General features: G+C 73.2%; 11 protein-coding genes. 6 read left to right on the forward strand and 5 right to left on the reverse strand.

All coding sequences use genetic code 11. The annotated features are described in order from the left end of the window. Positions 1-54 precede the first annotated feature (54 nt). The 3 genes from ASF78_RS20500 to ASF78_RS20510 all read left to right on the forward strand — a co-directional run bounded on the left by ASF78_RS20500 (position 55) and on the right by ASF78_RS20510 (position 2880). Positions 55-429, forward strand: coding sequence for a YciI family protein (locus tag ASF78_RS20500; RefSeq protein ID WP_056593943.1), 375 nt, complete (start codon positions 55-57; stop codon positions 427-429). Between the two features lie 20 nt (positions 430-449). Next, a complete protein-coding gene (locus ASF78_RS20505; protein ID WP_056593946.1) occupies positions 450-1190 on the forward strand; it encodes an AAA family ATPase in 741 nt (246 codons plus the stop codon). Between the two features lie 94 nt (positions 1191-1284). Beyond that, positions 1285-2880 carry a leucine-rich repeat domain-containing protein gene (locus tag ASF78_RS20510; RefSeq protein WP_056593949.1) on the forward strand — a complete coding sequence of 532 codons (1596 nt, stop codon included), beginning with the start codon at positions 1285-1287 and terminating at the stop codon, positions 2878-2880. 9 nt (positions 2881-2889) lie between these two features. On the opposite strand, the gene ASF78_RS20515 is transcribed toward ASF78_RS20510, so the two are convergent. Together ASF78_RS20515 and ASF78_RS20520 are read right to left on the reverse strand one after the other, a co-directional pair. Beyond that, on the reverse strand, positions 2890-3681 hold the full coding sequence (locus tag ASF78_RS20515) for a hypothetical protein (protein WP_056593951.1): 792 nt from the start codon (positions 3679-3681) through the stop codon (positions 2890-2892). A gap of 82 nt (positions 3682-3763) precedes the next feature. Beyond that, positions 3764-4633 (reverse strand): AraC family transcriptional regulator, encoded by an 870-nt coding sequence (locus ASF78_RS20520; protein WP_056593953.1) that lies wholly within the window; start codon positions 4631-4633, stop codon positions 3764-3766. A gap of 211 nt (positions 4634-4844) precedes the next feature. Here ASF78_RS20520 and ASF78_RS20525 point away from each other — a divergent pair, with 211 nt between their 5' ends. Beyond that, entirely contained in the window at positions 4845-5285 is a 441-nt protein-coding gene (locus ASF78_RS20525; RefSeq protein ID WP_056593954.1) for a hypothetical protein, read from the forward strand. A gap of 27 nt (positions 5286-5312) precedes the next feature. On the opposite strand, the gene ASF78_RS20530 is transcribed toward ASF78_RS20525, so the two are convergent. From ASF78_RS20530 to ASF78_RS20540, 3 genes are all read right to left on the reverse strand, one after another. Further along, positions 5313-6218, reverse strand: coding sequence for a type II CAAX prenyl endopeptidase Rce1 family protein (locus ASF78_RS20530; RefSeq protein ID WP_156374267.1), 906 nt, complete (start codon positions 6216-6218; stop codon positions 5313-5315). Between the two features lie 99 nt (positions 6219-6317). Continuing rightward, positions 6318-7742 (reverse strand): serine hydrolase, encoded by a 1425-nt coding sequence (locus ASF78_RS20535; RefSeq protein ID WP_056593961.1) that lies wholly within the window; start codon positions 7740-7742, stop codon positions 6318-6320. 77 nt (positions 7743-7819) lie between these two features. Beyond that, a complete protein-coding gene (locus ASF78_RS20540) occupies positions 7820-8215 on the reverse strand; it encodes a RidA family protein (RefSeq protein ID WP_056594140.1) in 396 nt (131 codons plus the stop codon). A 96-nt stretch (positions 8216-8311) separates the two neighbouring features. Here ASF78_RS20540 and ASF78_RS20545 point away from each other — a divergent pair, with 96 nt between their 5' ends. Then, positions 8312-9286, forward strand: coding sequence for a YafY family protein (locus ASF78_RS20545; RefSeq protein ID WP_056593964.1), 975 nt, complete (start codon positions 8312-8314; stop codon positions 9284-9286). Between the two features lie 123 nt (positions 9287-9409). After that, a partial coding sequence (locus tag ASF78_RS20550; RefSeq protein ID WP_200940668.1) for an RICIN domain-containing protein occupies positions 9410-10164 on the forward strand: 755 nt, incomplete at its 3' end.

The following is a 10164-nucleotide window of genomic DNA, read 5'->3' on the forward strand; positions in this document are numbered from 1 at the left end:
TCGTAGAACAGCCGAGAGTCGCCGCAGGTGGCGGCCGGACGAGGGAGCCGTGAGATGACGCAGTACCTGATCTCGTTCAACGAGGGCGCGATGGACCACATCACCGCCGAGGACCTGCCGGACGTGGGCAAGGCCGCGCACGCGGTCTTCCAGGAGGCCGTGGACGCCGGCGTGTGGGTGTTCGGCGGCGGGCTGAACCCGCAGCAGGCGAGCGTCGTGGCCCCGGACGGGCTGGTCACCGACGGCCCGTACCCGGAGACCAAGGAGGTCATCGGCGGTCTTGCGGTCGTCGACGTGGCCACCCGCGGCGAGGCCCTGGCGTGGGCAGCGAAGTTCGCCGCCGCGTGCCGGTGCGCGCAGGAGGTCCGTGAGCTGGGGGCCGACCCCGAGTCGGCGGCGGTGCTCCGCGAGGCTCTGGAGCGCCGCTGATCTTGTGGTGAGGTTGCCCGATGAGTCCCCTGCCCGTGCGCGCCGTCCGGGTGCAGGACCAGGAGCCCGTCCCGACGGGCGTGTGGTTCACGCAGGTGCCGGCCGTCGCGCAGGTCCTGCGCGACGGCTGGCCGCTGGACCAGGTCACGGTCCTCGTCGGGGACAACGGCTCCGGGAAGTCCACGCTGCTCGAGGCCGTCGCCATGATGTTCGGCATGGGCGCCGAGGGTGGCTCGACCGGCTCCCGGCACGCCACCCGACGGTCGGAGTCCGAGCTGTGGCGGTACCTGCGCCTCGAGCGCGAGATCGGTGCACCGCGAAGCGGCTTCTTCCTGCGCGCCGAGACGATGCACTCCTTCTTCTCCTACCTGGAGGACAACCCGGGCGGCCCCGAGCCCGTCTTCCATGAGATGTCGCACGGGGAGTCGTTCCTCGCGCTCGTCACCGATCGGATGAAGCCGAAGCGTCCCGGCTTGTTCCTGCTCGACGAGCCCGAGTCCGCCCTCTCGTTCACCGGCTGCCTCGCGCTGGTTTCCCACCTGACGGCGTTGGTGCGCAGCACGCCGTCGCAGGTCCTGCTCTCGACGCACTCACCCGTGCTGGCGGCGATCCCCGGCGCGACGATCTTCGAGGTCGGCGACTGGGGCCTGCGGCGCTGCGCCTGGGACGAGCTGGAGCTGGTGCAGCGCTACCGCGGGTTCCTGGACGACCCGCAGCGCTACCTGCGGCACGTGGTCGACGACCCCGACGCGCGGGGCTGAGTCTTCACCACACCTTGACACCGATCCTCCACGGACCCCGGCACCCCGCGGATACGGTCACCCGGGCAGTGGGGGCGACGGACGGGAGACACGGATGGCCACGATGACGCGCGCCGAGGTCGTGCGGCGGGTCGGGGCGGGTGTCGTCGCGCTCGTCGCGGTCGGGGTCGCCGCGACGTCGATGGGCGACGGGACGTGGGCGCTCCTCGGCGACGGGTTCCGGGCGCTGCTGGGCGAGGGATCGACCTCGACGGCCGGGGACGCGCTCCGGATGATGCTGGCCGACGGGTGGACGGCGCTCACGCTGGCGCTCGGGCTGGTCCCGGCGGCGGCGCTCGTGCTCGTCGCCGCGTCGCGCTCGGACCACCCGTCGCCGCGCACGACGCGTCTCGTCGTCGGGCTCGTCGCCACCGGGGTCGTGCTGCTCGTCGTCGGCGTGGCGGCGCTGTCGACGGACCCCACCTCCGTGCGCCTCGCGGCCCGCTCCTGGTACTTCACCGTCGGGTCGCCGCGCATGCTCGCGGGGCTCTGGCTCGCGTTCCTGGCCGCCGGCGCGGTCGCCGCCGGCACGGGGGTGCTCCTGAGGCGTCGGGGCGCGGTCGTCGTCGGCGCGGTGCTCGCGGCAGTCGGCGCGCTCGCGACCCTGCTCTCCGCGGGTGCCGGGATGGCGCTGACCGTCTGGTCGCTCGGGCGCTACCGCGGTGGCGCGACGTCGGTCACCGTCGTGCTGCGCGACGGCTCCCTCGCGTTCGGGTTCGTCGCGGCCGTCGCCACGGTCGTCGCCGGGTGGGGCGCGGTCGCGGCGTGGCGGCGCCTCGCGCACTGGGCAGCGCCACGGGCCGCCGAGCGCAGTGAGGCGCAGGCCCGACGTCGCCGACTGGTCGCCCGGGGGACGGTGGGCGCCCTCGTGCTCGCGCTCGCCATCGCCGTCGGTGCGCGGGTGGCAGCGCGAGAGCTGGTGCCGGACGTGGTGGCCGATCCCGTGCTCGCGACCTGCGTGGAGCGTGCGCTCGGTGTCGGCCAGGGCCGTGGTCTCGCGCCCGACCGGTTCGACGAGGTGTACGTGATCGAGTGCCCGTGGGACGGCGACGGCGACCAGGTCACGTCGCTCGCCGGCATCGAGCGGCTCACGTCCGTGCACGAGATCGACCTGTCCGGTCAGGACGTGGCGGACGTCGGTCCGTTGGCGGCGCTCACGGACCTGAGGTCCCTGCGGCTCACCGGCAACGCCCGGCTCGACGACCTGTCGGCCCTGACCGGGCTCCCCCTGGAGAATCTCGGCTTGTCCAGCACGGGCGTGAGCGACCTCGAGCCACTGACGCGGACGCCGTCCCTGCTGTGGGTCGGCCTTGCCTGGACGCGGGTGTCCGACCTCGGCCCGCTCGCTGCCTCGGCCGGCCTGATCGAGCTCGACCTCCGGGAGGCGGCCGTCACGGACCTGTCGCCCCTGGCAGGGGCTGCGTCGCTCAGCAAGCTCGACGTGCGGGACAACCGGGTCGCCGACGTGACCCCGCTCGCCTCGCTGCCCGCGCTCGACGAGCTCTGGATCGGCGGCAACCCGGTCACGGACCTGCGCCCGCTGCTCGACGCCCCCGCCCTGCTCGGGGTGGACGTCGAGGGTCTGGACCCGCTGACGCCGGGGATCGACGAGCTGCGGGCGCAGGGCGTGTACGTCAACGGGTACGCCTGACGTCTCCGCCTACCGGGCGCAGCCGACGCGTTCGGTGTCGACGGTGATGTCGTCCATCCAGACGTCGAAGTGGTCGGGCGTCGGGCCGCCCTGGTAGAGCTGCCAGCCGATCTTGATGGTGTCCGCGGTCGGCAGCACGAAGTCGACCGGGGCTCCCCCGTGCTCGGTCGTGGTCACGGTCAGGTCGGGCTGTGCGACCCCGTCGAACCACACGGCGACCCGGTTGTCCGGACCGGACCACTCGAACTCCACGCACTGCCAGCGGTCCTCGGCCGTCGGGGCGGACTCGCGCCAGCTCGTCCAGTCGCCGGTCGGGCCACCGTCGGCGCCGATGCCCCAGAACGTCGCATCGGGTCCGACGGTCGGGGCGAACTGCCCGCCGAGCGGCCGGACGACCTCGTCGCTGCCCGAGCCGGTGACCTCGACGAGCGTGAAGTGCGCCCAGTCGGGGGCCGTCGGGAAGTCGTCGACCTTGAGCCGCAGCCGGCCCCAGAACGTGTTGTCGGGCGCCGCGACGTCGTGCACCCGCAGGAACGCCGCGCCGTTGCCCTCGGTGTGCACGCGCAGCACCTTTCCCGCGCGACGGTCCCGCTCGACGTGCAGCGTCCCGTGTCGGGTGTCGATCCCCCAGTCGAGGCTCGCGGCCCCGCCCACCGGCAGCGACTCGAAGTCCTCGCAGAACATCGCGTCCGAGCGGGTGCAGGGGCCGCGCTGCGCGGGCCCACCCGGCCCGTGCGGCACGGCCGCCAGCACCGCCGCGGCGATCGTGAGCAGCGTGAGTCCCGTCCTGATCCTGGTCATGCGTGCGCCCCCTGCGACGTCGAGGTGTGTCAGGACCTCGCAATCTAGGTGGCGGCCACAGGGCTGAAACGATTGGTCGTCCTCAGCCCGCCTCGACGGGCAGCCAGAGCTCGACCGTGGCGGTGCTGAAGTCGTCCGCGCGGTCGACGACGGCGACCACCTCGGGGCCGGGGCGGAGCCGCCACGGGTTCGACGGGAACCACTCGGTCGCCGTCGCGGCCCACACAGCCTGCAGGGTGTCCGGGTACGGACCCGCCGCGCGGAACACGGCCCACGACCCGGCCTCGACCGGGATCACGTCGAGGTCGCCGGGGACCTCGACCGCGTCGCTGACGGCGACGCCGTGCAGGTAGGTGAGGTCGGTGCCCTCCCGACGGTCCGGGTCGAGGTCGGTGCTCACGGCGAGCAGGCCGCGCGGCTCGGTGTCGCCGAGCGCCTTCAGCCGCAGGTGCTCCTGCGGGTCCAGCGAGCCGACGTGCCGTGCGATGGCGGGGTTGACGCCGTGGTGCACGAGCGGGACGCGGGCGGCGTGCCCGGCGAGGCGGAAGGCGGGTCGGGTGACGAGGTGGACGTCCATGGGGTCTGCTCCTTCGACTGTCAGGCGGAACCTGAGGCGTGGCTGGGTGCGGAAGGGGCCACCGTCGCGCCGGGCCTGGCCGGGGCTGATGCCGTGCACGGACCGGAACGCCCGGCCGAAGGCCTCGGTCGAGCCGTAGCCGTGGCGCACGGCGATGCCGAGCAGGTCCCCGGACCCGGTGACGACCTCCGCCGCGGCGACCGTCATCCGCCGGCGGCGCACGTACTCCGACAGCGGCATACCGGCCAGCGAGGAGAACATGCGGCGCAGGTGGTACTCGGTGGTCCCGAGCGACGCGGCGGCGCGGACGACGTCGAGCTCCTCGGTGAGGTTCTGCTCGACGAGGTCCACGAGCCGGTTGAGCGAGGCGATCACGGTGCTCCCTTCCGCGGTCAACTCTCCGGTCCGCACGACCCGTCCCGCCCGATCATCGCGGTCCGATGCGATCAGGTCCGCGTCACCCGAAGGGGGCGACGGCTCGATCGATCGGGCGAAAAAGGTGCGAATCGGACACGTCCTGGCCGACGCACCCGCACACTCGACCCTGGCGCGGAGCGCGTCGTCGTCAAGCCTGGAGGATCGCCCCGTGTTCGGCAGCCGCACCGCCCTCGCTGACCCGCTTCCCGAGCACGGTGACGACTGGTCCGCCGACGAGCTCGCGGCCGTCCAGCGGCGGCTCACGGTCGCCGCGACGGTGGATCCCGCCCCCGGTCGGGTCGCGGCGCTCCTCGACGAGGTGCCCGACACGCCCCGGAACGTCGCGTCGCTCATCGAGCACCTCGTGGCCGAGCACGCCCGACGCGTGCGCGGCGAGGGCCGGACGCGGCAGGTCGTCTCGGGTCCGCGTCCCGACGGGCCCGTCGCCGGGGTCGGGCACCTCCTCGTCGTGCGGTGGCTGACCCGACGCCACGCGACCGGCCGCCGGGTGATCCGACGGGTGTCCTACGCTCCCGCGACGACCGCACCGGCCGAGCGGACCGGCCGACTGGTCCTCCGGCACCTGGCGGACGAGCTCGCGACGGCCTGAGGCGGTCACCAGCAGACGCTCGAGCCGTCAGCGAACCGCCTCGGCGCCCCGGGTCGTTGGCGCACTCCTGTGCTCGACCCGCCGGCGGATCAGGACGAAGCAGAGGCCGCTCACGGCGAGGTGCACCAGCACCAGCAGGATCACGTCGGGGTGCGCGAGGTCCACGTCGACCCCGGTCGGCAGCCAGCCCGTGCCGCCGAGCACCAGCCGGTTCACGCTCAGCTGTGCGACGTGGAACGCGACCGCGACCAGCAGGGCGCCGCGCACCGGGACGCGTCGCGCGGCGACGAGCACGAGCCCGAACACGACGAGCTGCACGACGTACTCCACGGGATCGGCCCCGTCCGGGAACACCGTCGGCGCGCCGGGTGCCGACCCGAGGACCGTGGCCGACGCCCAGTGCGCCGCACTGATGACCAGGCTCGTGAACGGGAAGAGCACGGTCGTGACCAGCGTCGCGGCGGCGACCCGCCATCCGTCGCGGATGGTCGTCCAGGTGTAGCCGCGCAGTGCCAGCTCCTCCGGGAACGCCTCGAAGAGCAGGAGCACGAGGGTGTTCAGCAGCAGGAACCGGACGAGCGCTCCCGGGTCGATGCCGCCGATCTCGACCCCGCCGACCAGCCACGCAGGGACCCAGACGAGTGCGCCGACGCCGAGGCCCACGCCGAGCCCGACGGCGACCGGCAGCGCGACGGGCCGGTCGAGGCCGAGCCCCGGGAGCGAGCGGCGGTCGGCACGCGTGCGCAGCAGGACGACGGCAGGGACGACCAGCGCGGACGCGAGCACCGCCTGCAGGACCATCACCCCGGCCTCCCCGAGCGAGAGCCACCGACCCACCGCCTCGCCCACGCCGATCGCGACCCCGACACCCACCCCGAGCACCAGCCAGCCGAGCGCCCCTCGCGCCACGGTCCGCCCACGACTGCCGTCCATCGTCACTCCCCTGTCGGCCTGCCCCTGCGCCCATGGTCTGGTCGGCCGGTCGTGACCGCGTCCATCGAAAGGCTGACGAGAATCCCTGCAGGTCCGCCGTCAGGCGACGTCGGGCCGGGTCATCAGGGGCGACCGCAGGTGCAGCTCCAGGCGGGGGCTGGTCAGCGGCACCGTGCTCCACGTCGCGACGGCCGTGCCCGCGTCCGCGTCGACCACCAGCCGGACCCGGTGCGGGGTGGTGATGACGCACAGGTGCGCGACGAACGTCCGGCCCTGCCAGGCGCCGGACGCCACGACCGGCCGACCGAGCGGCGAGCTCTCCCGCCAGGTGCCGTGACCGACCTCGACGACGAGGTCGGGTCCGAGCCGCAGGACCCATCCGCCGTCCACCGGCTCCAGCACGACGGCTGTCCCGTCGGGCAGGGCCGAGTCCTCGGCCGACGCGTCGATCGTCGCCTCGACGGTACGCCCGACGCGAGACCCGGTGACCGGGGCGAGCGAGAGCTGCCGCAGCCGGTCGGCGAGAGCGTCGTCCTCCTTGGGGTCCCCGGCGGCGTCCATCCCGGGGAGCAGGCACTCCCAGAGCGCGTCGAGCACCTCCTGGGCCTCCCCCTCAGCCGTCACGGCGACCACGAGGTCGTGCGACGGGACCACCACGCACTGCTGGCCGAACGCACCGTTGCCGTGGAAGCCGTGACGCGACATCCAGAGCTGGTAGCCGTAGCCGCAGGCGAAGTCCGCGTCGTCGGACCCGTCGTCCTTGTACGGCGTGCTGTCGACGTGCTTGGTGGTAGCGAGGTCCACCCACTCGCGCGGGACGAGCTGCCGGTCACCCCAGCGCCCGCCGCGCAGCAGCAGCTCACCGAACGCGGCGACGGCCTCGGTCGTCAGGTGCAGCCCGTGGAACCCGAACGCGGCACCGCTCGCGACCCGGTCCCACTCGGCGTGCTCGATGCCCATCGGCGTGAACAGGCGGTCGTCCAGCCAGGTCGGGAGGTCGCGTCCGGTGACCCGCTCCACCATCCGGGCCAGGACGAACGTGGTCGAGTTGTCGTAGGTGTGCCGGGTGCCCTCGGTGTCGGGCATCGCCGCCCGCAGGAACCCTCGCACCAGGTCGTCCGGCTCCCGCTCCCACGCCTCCGCGAGGCTGTCCGGGCGGTGACCGGTCGTCATGGTCAGCAGGTGGTGGACGGTGAGCCGGCGAGCCTGCTCCGAGACGTCCGGGGGGAGGTGGTCGGGCAGCACGTCGACCACACGGTCGTCGAGGGAGAGCAACCCGTCGGTGACGGCCAGGCCCACGGCGACCGACGTGAACGACTTGGTCAGCGAGTACAGGAGGTGGGGGCGTCGAGCCGTGTACGGCGACCACCAGCCCTCGGCGACGACATGACCGTGCCGGACGACCATGATCGAGTGGCACTCGACGGAGCCCGCCTCGAGCCGGTCCAGCAGAGCGGTCACGGAGCGGGCGGAGACGCCCGAGGCGGCCGGGGTCGACCGTGGGAGGAGGGCACGACGAGGCATCCGGGCACCGTATCCGGACCGCTCCACCGAATTGCCGCCCGCTGCTCGCGACCGGCACGAGCAGCAGGCGGCGGGTGTCACGCGACGGCGGTGGCCTCGAGCTCGACGAGCTGGCCGGGGATCGCCAGCCGGCTCACCCCGAGCACCGTCATGGTCGGGACCGCACCGGCGGCGCCCAGCCGCGCCCCCAGCACGCCGAGGTGCGCCAGGAGCAGGTCGACGTCGGTCGCGTACACGGCGAGCCGGACGACGTCCGCCAGCGACATGCCCGCCGCGCCGAGCACTCCTTCCAGGTTGTCGACGCTCACCGCCAGCTGCGCCGCCATGTCCCCGTCGTGCAGCGGCGCGCCCTCGGGGCTCATCGCCGTCTGCCCGGAGCAGTACAAGGTCCGGGTGCCCCCGGAGACGATCTCCCCCTGCGAGAACCCGAGGTCGAGCGACCACTGCACCGGGTTGACTGCCGTTCGTTCGATCGCCACTTCAGCTCCATTCGTCGTGCGGACGTCGTGCTGACGAGCCTCTCGCCAATACATGACAACCTGTGTCGTGTATCGCCGTAGGGTTGTGATGTGCGCGCCGACAGGCTGGTCTCGCTGGTCCTGCTGCTCCGCCAGCACGGCCGCCTGTCCGCGACCGCGCTGGCCGGCGAGCTGGAGGTCTCCACCCGCACCGTGCTGCGCGACATCGAGGCCCTGTCCTCGGCGGGCGTCCCGGTGTACGCCGAGCGTGGACGGCACGGCGGGTTCGCGTTGCTGCCCGGCTTCCGGACCGAGCTCACCGGGCTGAGTCACGACGAGGCGCTCGCCCTGCTTCTCGCCGGGTCCCGGCGCGGCGGGCAGTCGTTCGGCCTCGGCTCCGCACTGGCGTCGGCCATGCTCAAGGTGGTCGACGCCCTGCCCGAGAACCAGCGGGCCGCCGCGGCGGGCGCGACCCGACGGCTCCTGGTCGACCCGGAGACCGACCTGCTTGCCCGCCGGCTCGCCGTCGACGAGGTGCCTGACGCCGTCGTGACGGAGGTCCGGCGCGCGGTGGTGACCGGGCACAGGCTGCGGATCCACTACGAGGCCGTGGGCGACGAACCGCGCTGGCGCACGGTGGACCCGATCGGCCTGGTCACCGTCCGGGGCCAGGGGTACCTGCTGGCGACGCGGTCGGGCGAGGACCGCACCTACCGGTTGTCCCGGATCCTGGCCGCCGCGGAGCTCCCCGAGCTGGCGCAGCGGCCCGACCGGGTCGACCTGGGCCAGGCCTGGCAGGAGCGCAGCGCGCAGTTCCGGGCGGGCGGTGAGCTCGTCGCGGTCCTGGTGCGGGTGGACACCGCGCGGCGCGACGAGCTCGTGCGCACCTCGCTGACCGTCCTGTCCGACGAGGCCGGCCCCGACGGCTGGTCACGGCTGGAGGTCACGTTCCAGGACACGCGGCACGCGCAGTGGGCGCTGTGGCAGCTCGCCACCGGTGCGGAGGTCCTGGACCCGCCGTGGTTGCGCACCTACCTCCACGAGCGGGCTGCCACGCTGGCTGCCCGGTACGCCGTGCCCCGGTAGCGGCCTCGGGCCGGAAATGAGCGGCGGATGAAACGCCGCCTTGAACGATTCACACCCTGTCCCCGTCTCGTCGGGGAGTGGTTCCTTCCAGGGGAAAGCGCTTTACCCTCCGAGAGGAAACCCATGTCCAGCACAGCACTCCAGAAACAGCGACGCTCCTCGCGCGTCGCGCTCGCCGGTGGTCTCGCCCTCGTCCTCGCCGGGCTGCTGGGCGTCACGTCCGCACTGACCGCGAACGCGGCCAGCGTCGACACGAGCGCCTGGTACCTGCTCGTCAACCGGCAGTCCGGGAAGGTCCTCGACGTCGCGGGCACCTCGACTGCCGACGGCACCGTCATCCAGCAGTGGTCGCGCAACGACGGCCCCTGGCAGCAGTGGCAGTTCGTCAGCGCCGGCGACGGCTACTACAAGCTCAAGGCCAAGCACTCCGGCAAGGTCATCGACCTGTGGGCCTGGAGCACCTCCGACGGAGGCGAGTTCCGGCAGTACCAGGACCTCAACGGCTGGAACCAGCACTTCAAGCTGTCCGACTCCGAGGGCAGCCGGATCCGCCTGATCAACCGGCACAGCGGCAAGGCCCTCGGGATCCAGGACCGGTCGACCTCCGACGGCGCCTGGGCGACGCAGTCGACCGACAACAACCAGTACAACCAGCAGTGGGAGCTCATCAAGGTCGGCTCCGGCGGTGGTAGCACCACGTCGCCGCCGTCGAACGGTGGCTCGTTCCCGTCGTGGCCGTCGGCGTCGGGTCAGCAGAAGGTGTCCTCGACGATCAACGTCTCGGGCACGCTCGACGGTGGGTACGTGCGGTACTACGGGATCTCCTCGGGTGACCAGGACGAGTCGCAGCCGCCGATCTTCCAGCTCTCCGACGGGGG

The sequence above is a fragment of the Cellulomonas sp. Leaf334 genome, assembly GCF_001424195.1.
In the GTDB taxonomy this organism is placed as follows: domain Bacteria; phylum Actinomycetota; class Actinomycetes; order Actinomycetales; family Cellulomonadaceae; genus Cellulomonas.

What these genes read in the sequence shown, in the direction of transcription:
- ASF78_RS20505 (WP_056593946.1), top strand. Translation starts at nt 450, where the DNA reads ATGAGTCCCCTGCCCGTGCGCGCCGTCCGGGTGCAGGACCAGGAGCCC.
- ASF78_RS20515 (WP_056593951.1), bottom strand. Translation starts at nt 3,681, where the DNA reads ATGACCAGGATCAGGACGGGACTCACGCTGCTCACGATCGCCGCGGCG.
- ASF78_RS20510 (WP_056593949.1), top strand. Translation starts at nt 1,285, where the DNA reads ATGGCCACGATGACGCGCGCCGAGGTCGTGCGGCGGGTCGGGGCGGGT.
- ASF78_RS20500 (WP_056593943.1), top strand. Translation starts at nt 55, where the DNA reads ATGACGCAGTACCTGATCTCGTTCAACGAGGGCGCGATGGACCACATC.
- ASF78_RS20530 (WP_156374267.1), bottom strand. Translation starts at nt 6,218, where the DNA reads ATGGACGGCAGTCGTGGGCGGACCGTGGCGCGAGGGGCGCTCGGCTGG.
- ASF78_RS20535 (WP_056593961.1), bottom strand. Translation starts at nt 7,742, where the DNA reads ATGCCTCGTCGTGCCCTCCTCCCACGGTCGACCCCGGCCGCCTCGGGC.